This is a genomic window from Cypionkella sp. (assembly GCF_028290025.1).
Classification (GTDB): domain Bacteria; phylum Pseudomonadota; class Alphaproteobacteria; order Rhodobacterales; family Rhodobacteraceae; genus Cypionkella.
In genome coordinates, this window is record NZ_JAQGKQ010000011.1 from 1 (window position 1) to 13,987 (window position 13,987).

Genomic DNA, 13,987 nt, shown 5'->3' on the forward strand with positions numbered 1-13,987 from the left:
TAGACATCAGGCGCGCGCAGGCACAGCTTTTGCAGGCTGTTCCAGATGCGGTCATTCGCGCCAGCCTTGGCAAAGTGATCGCCCGCCGCTGTGCCCGCCGCACGTTCATCGGCAATGATGGCGCGGAAGACATCCGAGGCCGCATCAATGGCGCTGGTGTCGGTGAAAGCGTTCTTCACCACAAACACACCCGGCCCCTCGCCGATGATGCGCGCCCATTCAGGGGCGATGGCAGGCGTGACCGTGCGGGCGTCGTAAATCGGGATATTTTTGTCGATCTTCATCGCACCGGGGTAATCGGAAAGCAGGGTTTCCTGCTCAACATCGGCGCGGAATTCTTCGAGGCTTATGGTGTTGGCAAGGCGTGTCATGCGGGCTTCTCCTTAGAAGGGCAGTGGCGTTTGAAAGGCGGTATAGCTGTCATCACGCCAACCGCGCAGCGCTGGTAACGTAGTCTAAACTGGCGCGCAGGCGTTCGGCGATTTTGGCGTCATGCTGGGTTTCAGGGCTGAAGGGTTCCATGGAAACATAACCTTGGTAATCGGCATCGACCATCGTACGCAGTCTTGCGATGTTGCCGACGCGGTCGCCCAGAAACACAAAGCCCCGGTCGGGCTCAGTGAGTTCCGACGGGGCAAGATCAGCGCGCGCGATGCCAGAAATATGCACCAAGCCGATGTGTTCTGGAAAAAGCGCGTCGTCGAAAGCGCGGTAATGTTGGAAGGTGTCGTAGCACATCTGGAAATCAGTCCAGCCGTCAATTTGATCGACGGCGGCAACGGCCTGCGCCTGACGGTTCAACGATGAGTGCGTCATGCCCAAGGGTTCAACGTAACCCTTGACACCGACGTCCGCGAACATCGGTTGCAGGGCGCGCAGGCTTTCGCAGAGGCGGCGATGCGCGTCAGGGTGTGCATCGTCACCGGGCAGTTGCGCCGGGCAAAGCACGACGCCGGGCGCGCCAAGCGCTGCTGCGTAGCTGAGGAGGGTTTGAGCCTCGGCTGCGCGTGCGGAGGTCCAATCATTGAAGCGTTGCAGCGCGTTAACCGAGGCCAATTTTAGTCCTGCATCGTCGAGACGCGCCTTCAACTCGGCGGCGGGCATGCCGTTGGCGAACTCATGGCCTTCAATGTCATTGCGGATTTCAACCGCGTGCACGCCGACCGTTTGGGCCAGAGTGATAAAGTCAGCCAATGGCAAATGCGGGGCGCAGGTGCGGTTCAGGGCGAAAGTGATGGGCATGGGATTTCGTACCTGCGTTACAGCAAAAGCCGGTGGGTGGTGATGGGGATCAGACGCGCCATATCGGGCGTCGGATGGCGAGGCCGGGGCGGTAGCGTGATCGGCTGCGGCTGCCCGGTTTTGGCGGCGGCCTCGATGGCCAGCAGGATGTGCATATCGGCGAGGCCTTCGGCTCCATCCGCTTCGGGCGGCGTGCCTTGGGCGATGCAATCGGAAAAATACGTCACTTGTGCGCCAAAATGGTCGATTTGGGGGAAGGTGGTTTCTGTCGTCACCCCATCCCGGCGCAGGCGTAGTTTCATCGCCACTTCGAACTTGAAACCGGGGTCGAGTTCCAGATCGCCCTGCGATCCGACGACGCGGTAATTGTCCACTGCGCCTGCACCGAACGAGCCTACGAATTGCGCAAGACCACCTGATGGGAAACGCAGGGTGGCGGCGATGGTGGCCTCAACCTCGGAAAAACGTGTGTCGTCCTTGGGCTGCGTCAGACTGGCCGACGCCTCGATAGGCTCTTCGCCAAAGATATGACGCGCGGCGTTGATGCAATAGACGCCGACGTCTTGCAGCGGGCCGCCCCAATGGCTGGCTTGCAGACGGTGATTGCCAGCAGCCATCTGGAAGCTGAAGATGGATTGATAAATCAGCGGCGTGCCGATGTGACCCTTGGCGACGTGGTCCAGCACAGCCAAAGTGCCTGGTTCGTTGTGCAGCCGGTAGGCGGTCATCAGATAGACGCCAGCTTCGCGCGCCGCGGCAATCATCGCCTCGGCTTCGGCAATGGAGGTGGCGAGCGGCTTTTCGACCATGATGTGCTTGCCCGCCCGCGCCGCGCGGATGGCATAGTCAGCGTGCATTGAATTTGGCAGCGCAATATAGACCGCGTCAATCGCATCGGAAGCCAGCAGCGCGTCGTAACCGGCGTAGGCCACTACCTGCGCGATGCCGTGAAACGCAGCCAGTTTTGCGCCCTTTTCCAGATCGCCAGTCACCAGTGCGGCGACGGTGGAATTGCCGCTTTGTGCAGCACCGGGGAGAAACGCTTCCTGGGAAATCCAACCCGCGCCGACGACTGCGTATCTGATCATTTTCGTGTCCATGTTCAGGCGTAAAGCGCGGGGCGCTGCGGGAACGACAGCGGGATCGGGTTGGCGCTGGCCATGCCTTGCACGATTTGCTCGGCGATTGAGGTGGTGACAAAGCCATCCCAAGCGCTGGCGCCCGTGGTGGTGCCGATCTTGCTGGCATCAACCCATGCCTGCATTTGCAGACAGTAAGCTTCGGTAAAGCGCGGCACCCAGTTGGCGGGAAACGTGAAGCTTTGCGCCGCCGCTAGGTTGGTCAGCATACGCGTCGGGGCGGCCATTTCGACTGTGCCTTTGCGCCCCACCAGTTGCGCGTGGACATGGTAGCCGTAGGCGGCGTTCATATAGACTTCGGTCGAGACGATTGCGCCCGTCTCGGTTTGCATCGTCACCAGCATCGGGTCGCCACCGGGAGCCGATATAACTTGCGCGGTGATCATTTCGGCGTCCAGCAGCCAGCGGGAAATGTCGATTTCATGCACCAAGGAGTTGGTTACAGCCATCGCGCCGGTGAACCAATCGGGGGCAGAGACGTTGCGATGGACGTTGTGCAACAGCACGGCGTCACCGATGCTGCCTGCGATCCGAGCACGCCGCATGTCATTATAAGCGGGGTCAAAGCGGCGCATGAAGCCAACGGTGACAAGCTGGCGGCCTAAGGCCACCTCGGCTTGAACGATAGCCAAGCCTTCGGCAGCCGTGGCCGCGATGGGTTTTTCGCACAGCACTGGCTTGCCAGCAGCGAGACAGGACAGCGCGTAATCGGCGTGGGTGGCGTCGGGTGAGGCGATAACCACCGCCTGCACCTTGTCGGATGCGATCAAAGCGTGGGCATCGGTGAACACCGCAGCGCCCTGCGCAGCCGCAGTGGCGCGGCTTTCGTCGGCATCGCAAACGGCGGCCAGATGCGCGCCGCTGATGGCGCAGCGCAACAAGCGCGCGTGTTCTGCGCCCATGACTCCGGTGCCGATGACGCCGACGGCGAGGCTCATTTCACATCCATCCAAGCTTGGGCAGCTGAGGATTTTTGGATAGTCTCGACCAGCGTCTGAATGCGCAATCCGGCGCGGAAGTTGAAGGGTTCTGGCGCGTTACCTGCGATGGCGTTGATATAGCCTGCAACCTCGATGGCTTTGAGATCGTTGAAGCCGATCTGGTGGCCTGCGGCGACGCAGAACAACCCGTAGGGGGCGTGGTCGGGGCCAGCCTCAATTCGGCGGAAGCCTTGGCGGCCTTTGGCGTCAGAGGTTGAGAAGTAATTGAGCACGTTGAAATGCTCTTGGCTGAACGCCAGCGCGCCTTTGGTGCCGTACACTTCAAAATCATGCTGCATCTTGCGGCCCGTGGCGATCCAGTTGCCCTCTATGCTGCCAGTCGCGCCATTGTCAAAGCGCAGGAACGCGCGGCCAATGTCATCGACCAGCACAGGCTTGCGACCGCCTTTGCCGTCAGGGCGCTCGGCGATCATTGTGACGCAATCGCCCATGACGCGGGTGATCGGGCCGCAGAGAAACTCGGCGGTAGCAAGGGCATGTGACCCGATATCGGCCAATGCGCCGCCGCCCGCGGGATCATGGCGGAAGGTGTAGTTGCCCGCAGGATCGGCCATGTAGTCTTCGGCGTGCAGGCCGCGATAGCCTCGAATTTCGCCAAGCTCTCCCGCGGCAATCATCTCACGCGCGAGGGCCAGCATCGGGTTGCACAGGTAGTTGAAGCCGACTTGGGTTTTTACGCCGGCAGCCTCGGCCGCGAGGGTCATCTCCAAGGCATCTGCTGCCAGTGGTGCAAGGGGTTTCTCGCAATAGACATGCTTGCCTGCTGCAATTGCCGCCAACGACATTTCCTTGTGCAGCGCGTTGGGCGCAGTGATCGACACCAGATCAATCTCGGGGTTTGCCATGATGCTACGCCAATCGCTGGTGGCATGGGCAAAACCAAGCGTTTGCGCGGCCCGCGCGGCGGCGGCGTCGGTGATATCGGCGACGGTGTGCAGTTCCAGATCGAACGGCAACTCGAACACCCGCGGGGCAGAGGTAAAGCCGAACACATGGGCCTTGCCCATAAAGCCAGTGCCGATCAGGCCGATGCGGAGTTTTGGTTTCATCATAGCAAGGCGTCCTTGTTCACGATCAGAGCCGGGTCTAGCTGCCCGGCGAAATGGTCCAGCACGTTCTGCACCGAGGCTATCGCCATGCGCTCGGCGGCCTCTCGCGTCAGGCCAGCGGTGTGTGGGGTCAGGATAACCTGGTCAAAGGCCAACAGCGGATGGTCGGGGCTGGGCGGTTCGGTATCAAACACGTCCAGACCTGCGGCTGCGATGTGCCCTGTGCGCAGAGCTTCGGCGAGGGCTGCTTCATCGACAATGCCGCCGCGCGCGGTGTTGACGATAATCGCACCGCGTTTCATCTGCGCGATTTCGGCGGCACCGAGAATTGGGGTATCGGCTTTGGGAACATGCACCGAGACAAAATCGGCCTGGGCCAAGCCTGCGGCCAGATTGGCGGCTGATGCGACATTGCCCGCAGGCCAGCCGTTCTTGGCCAAATATGGGTCATGGGCGGCAATTTGCATGCCAAAGCCAGACGCCATCTGCGCCAGATGCCGCCCGATCCGGCCGTAGCCGATGATCAGAAGATGTTTGCCGGACACCTCGCCCTGCTCAAGCTGATTGCGCCAACCCCATGGGCCTACGCGCACGGCGGCGTCTGAGCGGATGATCTGCTTGGCGCAGGCCAAAATCATCAGCATCGAATGTTCGGCCACGGAAACCGAGTTCACATCGCCGACGATACACAGCGGAATGTTGCGGGCGTTCAATGCGGCGAGATCGACCGCATCATAGCCTACGCCGTGCCGCGAGACGATTTGCAGCTTGGCCGCCTTGGCGATGCTGGCGCCCCCCATCGGCTGGGTGCGGATCACCATGGCGTCGGACTGTTCCAGATAGGGCTGAAACGAGGCTTCGGAAATCTCCTCGACATGCGTGAAGCTGACGCCTTGGGCTGCCTCCAACAGGGCAAGGCCAGCGGGGTGAAGTTTTCCCGCAATCAGGATGTGGGGCATCAGTAAGCCCCCTTGGTGGCGGCGTCGCCTGCGGTTTCGGTCAGCTTGCGAAAGCCCGCGACGGCAGCAGCAGCGGCGGCTGCCAGAAAGCGCGAGTCACCGCCCACCGTGGTCATGTTGAAGCCCCAGCCAATCGCCCGGGCGGCATAATCAGGCGTGCCGCAATGCAGTGCTGCGCGGATGTTGTACTTTTTGCAGGCGGCGACGACGGTTTGCAGCGCTTCGATCATCTCCGGTTCTTCGCGGTCAAAACCGGGGGCGAGGCGACCTTGGGTAAGGCTGAGCGTCAGATCAGCGGGGCCGACATAGATGCCGTCCAAGCCGGGGGTGGCGGCAATGGCGTCAAGGTTGGCCATGCCTTCGGCGGTTTCAATCATTGCAAAGGCCAGCATATTGTCATTCGCTTCGCCCGCATAATTCGGCCCTGCCGCAAAGGATACGCGGGTGGGGCCAAAGCTGCGTTGACCGAGCGGGGGGTAGCGCATGCAACTGACAAAGCGCGCCGCTTCTTCGGCGGAGTTTACCATCGGGCAGATGATGCCGTAAGCGCCCGCGTCCAGCGCCTTCATAATGATGCCATGTTCATTCCACGGCACGCGCGCCATCAGAACCGCACCGGACGCGCGCATCGCCTGAAACATCGGCAGCAGGTTGGAATAATCCAAAGCACCGTGCTGCATGTCGACGGTGATGCTGTCGAACCCCTGCGCCGCCATGATCTCGGCGGTGAAAGGGTTGCCGATAGAACACCAGCCGTTGATCGTGGGCTTGCCTGCGGCCCAGAGGCCTTTGAGTTTGTTCGCAATCATGCCCACACCATTTGACTGGATTTTACATCAAGGTAGTCGCGGATCGCCTCGGTGCCGCCTTCGCGGCCCATGCCGGAATGATTGGTTCCGCCAAACGGAGCCTCAGCCGCCGCCATCGCGAACGAGTTGATGCCGACCATCCCCGCCTTCAGCACTGACACGGTGCGACGCGCACGTGCGGGGTTTTGGGTGAAGGCATAGGCCGACAGGCCCATATCAGAGGCATTGGCGCGGGCCAAAACTTCATCTTCGCTGGCAAAGCGAGTGATTGCTGCGATCGGGCCAAAGTTTTCCTCCGCCATCACCGCCATCCCATCGGTGCAATCCGTCAGAACGGTGGGCTCAAAGAAATGTCCGGCGTTAAAGCCCGCAGCCCGAGCGCCGCCAAGCGCCAAGGTAGCACCGTCTTTCACGGCACCCGCGACGATCTTTTCCATCTCTGCCAAACGGCCTGCGTTGATCAGCGGTCCCATACTCACCGATGGGTCGATCCCGTCACCCAATTTGATCGCCTTGGTGCGGTCAACAAAGCCCGAAACGAAGGCATCGTGCAAGCTTTCGTGGATGTAGAACCGATCCGCCGTCACACAAACCTGACCCGCATTCGCGAATTTGGTTGGCACGGCCGCATTCAAGGCGGCCTCTAGATCGGCGTCCTCATAGATGATCAGGGGCGCGTTGCCGCCCAGCTCCATCGACACTTTCTTCAACGTGGCGGCCGCATCGCGGATCATCTGCTGACCCACACGGGTGGATCCGGTCAGCGACACTTTGCGTACAAGGTTGGAGGCCATGATCGGCGCATAGGTTGCGTCGGTCGGCCCAATAACCAGGTTGACTGTGCCAGCCGGTAGGGTTCCGGCACGGCAGCAGTCAACCATCACCATCGCCACGCCCGGTGTCTGAGACGAGGGGCGGACGATCGTGGAACAGCCCGCTGCAAGGGCGGGAGCGACCTTGCGTGCAATCAGGGCTGCAGGAAAATTCCAGGCGGTGAAGGCTGCGGCGATGCCGACAGGTTCATGGTGAACCTCAAACCGACCACCCGGCACGCGGGATTCGACAATGCGACCGTAAATGCGGCGCGCTTCTTCCGCAAACCAGCGGAACTGATCAATCGATAGCACCCATTCGCGACCAGCTTGCGCAATCGGCTTGCCAGTTTCCATGCTGATCATGGTGGCAGCTTCATCCGTGCGGCGCTTCATCTCATCGGCAATGGCATGCAATCCGTCAGCGCGCTCAAATGCGGATTTGGCGCGCCAACTGGCAAATCCAGATGCCGCCGATGCAATCGCGGCTTCGGTATCGGCCGCACTGGCCACAGGAACCTGCCCCAACGGGCGCTCTGAAACTGGGCTGAACACCGGCGCGGTTTTGCCATCAAGCGCCGCTGTCCAACGACCGTCGATGAAAAGCCCAAACTTGTCATACATATCAGGCAACCTCGCTGGTGCGGACCATACGGCCCTCGGCCACCGACTTCATTGCGGCTTCTGCAAGAACCAGCGCAAGGCGACCATCTTCAAAGCCGACTTCCGGGGCAACTCCCGTTTCAATCGCATCGACGAAAGCGTCGATCTCGGCATCGAATGCCTCGCTGTAGCGTTCGATGAAGAAGTTCAACAGCGGCTCTGCTTGTTCAGTGAAATCCGCTTTGTGCAGCGTCATGCCATGCGGGCGGCGGTTCTCTGAGATCGCCATGCCCTTGCTGCCCAAAACCTCGACCCGCTGATCATAGCCATAGGTCGCGCGGCGCGAGTTGGTTATGATCGCCTGCTTGCCGCTGGCGGTTTTCATTGTGACGACCAAAGTGTCATAGTCCCCCAACTGCTCCATCAAAGCAGGGTCGACAAGGCGCGAGGCGGTGGCCAAAACCTCGACCGGCTCTTCACCCAGCATATAGCGGGCCATGTCGAAATCGTGGATCGTCATGTCGCGGAAGATGCCGCCTGAAACCTTGAGATATGCCTCTGGCGCAAGGCCGGGATCGCGCGAGGTGATGGTAACCTGATGCACCTCACCCAGATCTCCTGCCTCAATAGCCTTGCGCACCGCGCGGTGGCCGGGATCAAAACGACGGACAAAGCCAAGTTGGATGGGCACAGCGCTGCCAGCGATTTTCGCGGCACAGGCGTTGACGCGAGCAAGGCTCAGGTCAATCGGCTTTTCGCATAGGACAGGTTTGCCGACGGCAACGCAGGCTTCCAGAATGTCGGCATGTGTATCGGTCGAGGTCGCAATTAGCACGGCGTCTACTTCGTCATCTGCCAGAACGGCTGCAACCGAGTCGAGCACTTTGGCACCAGTCTTAGCTGCAACTTCTGTTGCGACCGCTGCGTTGATGTCGAAGACTGCCGTTAGCGTTGCACGTGGATGCGCTGCAATATTGTAGGCGTGCATGGCACCAATGCGCCCGCAACCGAGCACAGCAATACGTATCATCCAAAATCCTCCCGAAACCGTCGTCATCAAAGTATGTGACAACTATCATTGCAGATAAATACTATTGTCAATAAGTAATGCTATCGTTTAAAGTTGACGAAAGTTCTGGGGAGGAGATCACATGGGCCGTGCTCATACAGGCCAGTCGACGATTCGGCTAACAATGACGCAGGCATTGGTGCGCTATCTATGCAGCCAATTCACTGAAATCGACGGACAAAGGGTGCCGCTGTTTGCCGGGGTATTCGGTATCTTTGGCCATGGCAATGTGACCTGTCTCTCTGAGGCACTGGAGGCGGTGCAGGACCAACTTCCAACATGGCGCGGGCAGAATGAGCAGTCGATGGCGCTGGCGGCGATTGCCTTTGCCAAGGCTAAGCGGCGCCGTCAAATTATGGTAGCGACCTCGTCCATCGGGCCGGGGGCGCTAAACATGATCACGGCGGCGGGCACGGCCCATGCCAACCGACTGCCAGTTCTGCTGATCGCGGGTGACACCTTTACCAACCGTCTGCCGGATCCGGTGCTGCAGCAAGTCGAAAACTTCAACGACCCGACCCTGACGGTGAACGACGCTTTCAAAGCCGTGACCCGCTACTGGGATCGCATCACCCATCCGGCGCAGATTATTTCCTCGCTGCCGCAGGCAATCGCCGCGATGTTGGACCCTGCCGATTGCGGCCCGGCCTTTATCGGCTTGCCGCAGGATACCCAAGAAGTGGCGTTCGATTATCCCGAGGTGTTCTTTGAAGAGCGGCTCTGGACGATCCCCCGCCCGCGCGCAGATCGCGACGCTTTGGCCCGCGCCGTGGCTTTGCTGAAAACCGCGAAGACACCGCTGATCATCGCGGGCGGCGGCGTGCGCTATTCGGGGGCGGAGAATGCAGTTGCCGCATTTGCGCTCAAGCGTGGAATTCCTGTGGTGGAAACTATCGCGGGCAAAGGCGGCATGACACATCTCAACCCAGTGCACGCCGGCCCGATTGGGATTGTCGGCTCCACCAGCGCCAACGCTTTGGCGGCAGAAGCCGATGTGATCATCGCCATTGGCACAAGATTGCAGGATTTCACTACCGGCTCGTGGACAGCGTTTTCGCATGAGGCACAGTTTATCTCGATCAATGCAGCGCGGTTTGATGCTGTGAAGCACCGCGCGCTTGCCGTGGTAGGGGATGCGCTGGAAACGGTGACGGAACTCGACGCGGGTCTGGGCGACTGGCACGCTGGACCCTCTCATCTGCCGCACGCTCAAGCCTTGTTTGCCGAGTGGAACGCGCTTTTGGACAGCCATCAGGTGGTGACCAACGGCCCAATCCCGACCTACGCGCAGGTGATCGGCATCCTGAACAAAACCGCGCAGCCCAACGACACGCTGATCGGTGCGGCAGGCGGCACTCCGGGCGAGATCACCAAGGGCTGGCGCGTCAAAGACCCGAACACCTTTGATTGTGAGTTCGGCTTTTCCTGCATGGGCTATGAGATCGCCGCAGGATGGGGCCACGCGATGGCTAAGGGCGGTGCCGGTGGATCTGGGGGCACCCCCATCGTCATGCTGGGCGATGGCACCTATATGATGATGAACTCCGACATTTATTCCGCCGTGCTGACCGGCCATAAGATGATCGTGGTGGTCTGCGACAATGGCGGTTATGCCGTGATCAGTCGGTTGCAACAGTTCAAAGGCGTGCCGGGCTTCAACAACCTGCTAAAAGACTGCCGCATTCAAAACGCAGAAAACCCGCTGCATGTGGATTTCGTCAAACATGCGGAGTCGATGGGCGCGCTGGCCCGCAATTGCGAAAGCCTCGCCGATCTGGAAGACGCGATGATCTGGGCGCAGGGCAATGATCGCACCACCGTGATCAGCATCACCTCGGACGCCTATGCTTGGGTGCCCGGGGATGCGGATTGGGATGTAGGTGTCCCAGAAGTTTCGACCCGCGACAGCGTCAACGCTGCCCGCGAAAGCCAGATTGCCATCCGCACCAAGCAGCGCGTCGGCGTGTAAACAGAAGGATCGTATGAGAGATGAAAGCGAAACTGGGCATTGCCCCCATCGCGTGGTGGAATGACGATCTAGCGGAACTGTCCGATGATGTCAGCCTCGAAGAATGCCTGCGCCAAGCGTCGGTCGCGGGCTTTACCGGCATGGAAACGGGCCGACGGTTCCCGATGGATATGGCCGAACTTGGACCGATCCTGCAGAAATACGGCATTTCGGTGTGTGGCGGTTGGTTCTCGGGCCTGCTGCTCGACGGCGATCTTGAGGTTGAGAAAGACCGCGTCGCAGCCCAACACGCCTTCTTCAAAGCTGCTGGTGCGCCCTGCATCGTCTACGGGGAGACCGCTCGTTCGGTGCAAGGCGTCAAAGCTGCACCGCTATCCACCAAGCCAAAGCTGACCGAAGCCGAAACCGCCGCTTATGGCCGCAAGATCAGCGATTTCGCCGACTGGTGCGCCGCGAATGGGATGCCGATTTCCTATCACCACCACATGGCTGCGGCGATTGAAACCGAAGCTGAACTCGATCTATTCATGAAACATTCCACCGTGCCGTTGCTGTTTGATGCGGGCCACATGGCTTTTGCGGGCGGCGATGTTTTGCGGGTGCTCGATAACCACCACAAACGCATCACTCATGTGCATACCAAAGATGTGCGGATGGATGTTATTAACGCACTGGACCGCAGTATGGAATCCTTTCTTGATGCCGTGGTGAAGGGTGCCTTCACCGTTCCCGGTGACGGTAGCCTCGACTTCGAAGCCATCGTCAAAGCCTGCGCTAGGTATGGTTACGAGGGTTGGTTTGTCGTCGAAGCCGAGCAAGATCCGAAGGTTTCCCCACCGCTCGCCATGGCCCAAAAAGGCCACAAAGAATTGTTGCGCGTTATGGCTGCGGCTGGGTACGAGGTTCTCGCATGAACCGGATGGACGGGAAGGTTTGCGTTATAACCGGAGCAACTCAAGGACTGGGAGCAGCCATCGCGCGCAGGTTGGCCGCAGCGGGGGCTGCGGGCATTGTCATCACTGGGCGCAATGCCAAGAAGGGACAAGCGGTAGCCTCCGCACTCCCGTGTGACGCGATCTTCGTTCAGGCGGATTTTGCTTCTGTAGAAGATTGCCAACGGATGATCGCCGAGGCGGATGCTCGCTTTGGTCGTGTCGACGTGTTGGTGAATGCCGGTGCCTCAACGGCGCGGGGCACCATTGTCGATACCACGCCCGAGACCTTCGATGCGCTGTTTTCGACCAATGTGCGGGGGCCATATTTCCTGATGCAGGCGGCAATCAAGCTGATGATCGCCCGCGATATTCAGGGCGCGATTTGCAACATCGGCTCGATCTCGGCACTATCGGGACAGCCCTTCATCAACGCCTATTGCGCCAGCAAGGGTGCGCTGACGACGCTGACCGCCAACACCGCGTTTTCGGTTATGGGCAACCGTATCCGCGTCAATCAGTTGAACGTCGGCTGGATGGCATCAGACAACGAGCGCGCTTTGCAAGAGGCCGAGGCCGGGGCGAACTGGGAAGCTGCGGCCGCAGCAGCGCTGCCGTTTGGGCGATTGGTTGACCCTGATGAAGCCGCTCGAGCAGTGAATTTTCTGGTATCCGACGATGCGGGCTTGATGACCGGGGCCATCGTGAACTTCGACCAATCAGTGTGGGGCGCGGTCGCAGGCGGAATGCCCGTGCCAGACGGCCCAATGCGGCTGGCCTGAGCTGAGACGGGGTCGGTCTACGGCCCTGTCACCACCGGAATCCGCGGGCTTGCACGATCCTTTTGCAATCGTGCGGCCAAGGCCACCGTCAAAGCTTGGGCCAGACACATAGGAGCGGCCAGACTGCGTGAGAAGGTATATTCATGCTCGGGAATGGCAAATAGCACTCGGGCCGATTTAGCGATTGGCGAGAGCGTGCTGTCCGAAATCGCCACCACCGGCACCCCGCGCGCTGCCACTTCATCGACGATATTCACCACTTCGTTGGCATAAAACCGAAAGCTGATCGCAAACAGCATATCTTTTGAGCCAATCGTCTTGGCCATATGCGTTGAAAGCCCGCCGGTCGCATCCAACAACACCGTTCGCTTGCCCAACATTGTCAGCATGTAGCGCAACAATTCAGCCACCGGGGCCGAGCGCAACTGGCCCAAGATGTAGATCGTATCAGCGGCCTCCATCAAGTTCGCTGCGGCAGAAATTTGCTCGGCAGAGCTGTTGGCCAACAGGTCTTGCAACGATGAGATATCCCGCACCACAAGATCGCGCAGAAAACCCAGATCGCTGCGGTCTTCCTTGGCGCCAAGCTCATTTTCCAGCGCCTTGACCCGAGCATCAAATCCGGGCGCAGGCGTGGTCAGCCGCCGCTGAAACACCGCCTGCATTTCTTTGAACCCACGAAAGCCCAAAGATTGTGCATACCGCACATAACTTGACGCGTGAATGGCAGTCTTCTCGCCAATCGCATTTACCGACATCACCGCCACGTCATTCGGATTTTGAGTAAGATAAACCGCGATTTTTTGATAAGTCTTGCTCATTCGATCATAGCGATCATGGATAACGCGGATCAAATCTTCATAGCTTTGCGGCGGGAAAGCCTCGGTCATTGTCAGTTCCGTTTCGTGGTTTTTGGGAACCTTGATGCCACTGCCCGCAAGTCGCAATCGCAATCATTGCTGCGGTCGAAAAAAAACTGCACGGAACGATGATATCCGTCAGTAATGAATCGTTGACCGCAAGTGTTGCAACAATGAAGTGCACTGCAATGGTGACGAGCCAAACTGGTTTGAGGAGTCCGGTTCATCTGTGGGAGGATACCAATGAAAAAACGCTTTACTGGCCAGCACAGTTCTGGCCTGCGCAGCCTCGATGGTTCAAGCGGCGGACATGAAGGGTCTGCGTCAGCTGGTCGAAATTCCGTGACGAACGCTGGAAGACGGATGAGGCCGCAATCAAGGGCGCGCTGGATGCGGCTGGTGCCACCTATCTTCGGCGGATGCGCGGATGCTCAGACCTCAGCGACCAAACAGCTTGCCGACATTGAAGGCCTGATCGGGGCCCACCAAGGACCCCTACGCCACCTGAATGAGTACGCGCGCGCCCTCAATCTTCACCGGATAGGTTTTTAAGTTGATACACACCGGGGCGCGTTTTGCCTCGCCAGTGCGATAGTCAAACTGGCCGTTGTGCTTCGGGCATTCGATCACATAATCCATCACCAAGCCGTCTGACAAATGCACATCCTCGTGGGTGCATTTGCCTGCGGTGGCAAAGAACTGGCCATCCGGCGAGTGGTAAATCGCGTAGGTTGCCCCTGCATGATCGAAGCGGATCAGAT

General features: G+C 59.6%; 13 protein-coding genes and 2 pseudogenes. 4 read left to right on the forward strand and 11 right to left on the reverse strand.

Going from position 1 to position 13,987, the window contains the following annotated elements:
• From JWS10_RS01225 to iolG, 9 genes and pseudogenes are all read right to left on the reverse strand, one after another.
• Positions 1 to 371, reverse strand: a pseudogene (locus JWS10_RS01225) (phytanoyl-CoA dioxygenase); the annotation flags it as partial.
• 52 nt (positions 372 to 423) lie between these two features.
• On the reverse strand, positions 424 to 1,242 hold the full coding sequence (locus JWS10_RS01230) for a TIM barrel protein (protein WP_299504008.1): 819 nt from the start codon (positions 1,240 to 1,242) through the stop codon (positions 424 to 426).
• Between the two features lie 17 nt (positions 1,243 to 1,259).
• Entirely contained in the window at positions 1,260 to 2,330 is a 1,071-nt protein-coding gene (locus JWS10_RS01235) for a Gfo/Idh/MocA family oxidoreductase (protein WP_299504010.1), read from the reverse strand.
• 14 nt (positions 2,331 to 2,344) lie between these two features.
• Entirely contained in the window at positions 2,345 to 3,319 is a 975-nt protein-coding gene (locus JWS10_RS01240) for a Gfo/Idh/MocA family oxidoreductase (protein WP_299504012.1), read from the reverse strand.
• Positions 3,316 to 4,434, reverse strand: coding sequence for a Gfo/Idh/MocA family oxidoreductase (locus JWS10_RS01245; RefSeq protein WP_299504014.1), 1,119 nt, complete (start codon positions 4,432 to 4,434; stop codon positions 3,316 to 3,318). The genes JWS10_RS01240 and JWS10_RS01245 overlap by 4 nt, the downstream gene beginning before the upstream one ends.
• Positions 4,431 to 5,390 carry a hydroxyacid dehydrogenase gene (locus JWS10_RS01250; RefSeq protein WP_299504016.1) on the reverse strand — a complete coding sequence of 320 codons (960 nt, stop codon included), beginning with the start codon at positions 5,388 to 5,390 and terminating at the stop codon, positions 4,431 to 4,433. Before JWS10_RS01250 ends, JWS10_RS01245 begins: the two co-directional genes overlap by 4 nt.
• Positions 5,390 to 6,199 carry an aldolase/citrate lyase family protein gene (locus JWS10_RS01255; protein ID WP_299504018.1) on the reverse strand — a complete coding sequence of 270 codons (810 nt, stop codon included), beginning with the start codon at positions 6,197 to 6,199 and terminating at the stop codon, positions 5,390 to 5,392. Before JWS10_RS01255 ends, JWS10_RS01250 begins: the two co-directional genes overlap by 1 nt.
• Positions 6,196 to 7,635, reverse strand: coding sequence for an NAD-dependent succinate-semialdehyde dehydrogenase (locus JWS10_RS01260; protein WP_299504019.1), 1,440 nt, complete (start codon positions 7,633 to 7,635; stop codon positions 6,196 to 6,198). Before JWS10_RS01260 ends, JWS10_RS01255 begins: the two co-directional genes overlap by 4 nt.
• A gap of 1 nt (position 7,636) precedes the next feature.
• Positions 7,637 to 8,644, reverse strand: coding sequence for an inositol 2-dehydrogenase (gene iolG / locus JWS10_RS01265; RefSeq protein ID WP_299504020.1), 1,008 nt, complete (start codon positions 8,642 to 8,644; stop codon positions 7,637 to 7,639).
• A 121-nt stretch (positions 8,645 to 8,765) separates the two neighbouring features.
• On the opposite strand from iolG, the gene iolD reads away from it, so the two are divergent.
• The 3 genes from iolD to JWS10_RS01280 are packed head-to-tail and all read left to right on the forward strand — an operon-like array spanning position 8,766 to position 12,366.
• Positions 8,766 to 10,652, forward strand: coding sequence for a 3D-(3,5/4)-trihydroxycyclohexane-1,2-dione acylhydrolase (decyclizing) (gene iolD / locus JWS10_RS01270; RefSeq protein WP_299504021.1), 1,887 nt, complete (start codon positions 8,766 to 8,768; stop codon positions 10,650 to 10,652).
• A 20-nt stretch (positions 10,653 to 10,672) separates the two neighbouring features.
• Entirely contained in the window at positions 10,673 to 11,566 is an 894-nt protein-coding gene (gene iolE / locus JWS10_RS01275; RefSeq protein ID WP_299504022.1) for a myo-inosose-2 dehydratase, read from the forward strand.
• Entirely contained in the window at positions 11,563 to 12,366 is an 804-nt protein-coding gene (locus tag JWS10_RS01280; protein WP_299504023.1) for an SDR family oxidoreductase, read from the forward strand. The genes iolE and JWS10_RS01280 overlap by 4 nt, the downstream gene beginning before the upstream one ends.
• Positions 12,367 to 12,383: 17 nt before the next feature.
• On the opposite strand, the gene JWS10_RS01285 is transcribed toward JWS10_RS01280, so the two are convergent.
• Complete coding sequence (locus tag JWS10_RS01285; protein WP_299504025.1) at positions 12,384 to 13,256, reverse strand: MurR/RpiR family transcriptional regulator; 873 nt, start codon at positions 13,254 to 13,256, stop codon at positions 12,384 to 12,386.
• A 262-nt stretch (positions 13,257 to 13,518) separates the two neighbouring features.
• On the opposite strand from JWS10_RS01285, the pseudogene JWS10_RS01290 reads away from it, so the two are divergent.
• Positions 13,519 to 13,703: pseudogene (locus JWS10_RS01290) on the forward strand (D-xylose ABC transporter substrate-binding protein); the annotation flags it as partial.
• Between the two features lie 18 nt (positions 13,704 to 13,721).
• Here the strand turns inward: JWS10_RS01290 and JWS10_RS01295 are convergent.
• Entirely contained in the window at positions 13,722 to 13,985 is a 264-nt protein-coding gene (locus JWS10_RS01295; RefSeq protein ID WP_299504027.1) for a MocE family 2Fe-2S type ferredoxin, read from the reverse strand.
• Positions 13,986 to 13,987: the final 2 nt, after the last annotated feature.

Excerpts from the sequence above, each read along its gene's own strand:
- JWS10_RS01250 (WP_299504016.1), bottom strand. The coding sequence starts at position 5,390 with ATGCCCCACATCCTGATTGCGGGAAAACTTCACCCCGCTGGCCTTGCC.
- JWS10_RS01260 (WP_299504019.1), bottom strand. The coding sequence starts at position 7,635 with ATGTATGACAAGTTTGGGCTTTTCATCGACGGTCGTTGGACAGCGGCG.
- JWS10_RS01255 (WP_299504018.1), bottom strand. The coding sequence starts at position 6,199 with ATGATTGCGAACAAACTCAAAGGCCTCTGGGCCGCAGGCAAGCCCACG.
- JWS10_RS01245 (WP_299504014.1), bottom strand. The coding sequence starts at position 4,434 with ATGATGAAACCAAAACTCCGCATCGGCCTGATCGGCACTGGCTTTATG.
- iolG (WP_299504020.1), bottom strand. The coding sequence starts at position 8,644 with ATGATACGTATTGCTGTGCTCGGTTGCGGGCGCATTGGTGCCATGCAC.
- JWS10_RS01240 (WP_299504012.1), bottom strand. The coding sequence starts at position 3,319 with ATGAGCCTCGCCGTCGGCGTCATCGGCACCGGAGTCATGGGCGCAGAA.
- JWS10_RS01285 (WP_299504025.1), bottom strand. The coding sequence starts at position 13,256 with ATGACCGAGGCTTTCCCGCCGCAAAGCTATGAAGATTTGATCCGCGTT.
- iolE (WP_299504022.1), top strand. The coding sequence starts at position 10,673 with ATGAAAGCGAAACTGGGCATTGCCCCCATCGCGTGGTGGAATGACGAT.
- JWS10_RS01235 (WP_299504010.1), bottom strand. The coding sequence starts at position 2,330 with ATGATCAGATACGCAGTCGTCGGCGCGGGTTGGATTTCCCAGGAAGCG.
- iolD (WP_299504021.1), top strand. The coding sequence starts at position 8,766 with ATGGGCCGTGCTCATACAGGCCAGTCGACGATTCGGCTAACAATGACG.
- JWS10_RS01230 (WP_299504008.1), bottom strand. The coding sequence starts at position 1,242 with ATGCCCATCACTTTCGCCCTGAACCGCACCTGCGCCCCGCATTTGCCA.
- JWS10_RS01280 (WP_299504023.1), top strand. The coding sequence starts at position 11,563 with ATGAACCGGATGGACGGGAAGGTTTGCGTTATAACCGGAGCAACTCAA.